The following is a 584-nucleotide window of genomic DNA, read 5'->3' as shown; positions in this document are numbered from 1 at the left end:
GAACCCGACGACCGGACCGACGCCGCGCTCAACGTCGTCCTCGCCGTCTCCGTGCTGCTCGCCGTCGGGAGCGTCGGCTACGCGGTCGCCGTTCCGCCCCAGGGCGAACAGTTCTCGGAGTTCTACCTGCTCACCGAGACGCCCGAAGGCGAGCTCGTCGCGGACGGCTATCCGGAGACGATGGCCATCAACGAGACCGCCGAGCTGATCGTCGGTATCGGCAACAACGAGTACGAACCGACGGAGTACCACGTCGTGGTCCAGCTACAGGAGGTCGAAATTGCGGGGAACAATACTTCGGTCTTGGACCGGACCGAGCTCGACCGGTTCAGCGCGACCGTCGATCACAACGCGACCCACCGCGAGCGACACACGCTTCGGCCGACGCGGACCGGTGAGGACCTCCGCGTTCAGTACCTCCTCTATCGCGATTCCGTTCCGGAGGATCCGACTGGTCAGAACGCGTACCGCGAGCTTCACCTCTGGATCAACGTGGAGGCGAGTTGACCCGACGACGGGGCCGTCTGCTCACCGTGTCACTTGCCGCCGCCCAGTCGAAACCCCCGATTCGACAGTTCCGCATG

The 584-nt window shown here is 65.1% G+C and carries 1 protein-coding gene; it reads left to right on the top strand.

Annotated features, from left to right (window positions below):
- Positions 1-507, top strand: a 507-nt coding sequence (locus tag DVK07_RS20675; RefSeq protein WP_121598598.1) for a DUF1616 domain-containing protein, incomplete at its 5' end; no start/stop codon positions are given.
- Positions 508-584 lie beyond the last annotated feature (77 nt).

The sequence above is a fragment of the Halorubrum sp. Atlit-26R genome (assembly GCF_003666015.1).
GTDB lineage: Archaea > Halobacteriota > Halobacteria > Halobacteriales > Haloferacaceae > Halorubrum.
This window is presented reverse-complemented; position numbering and strand designations above follow the sequence as displayed.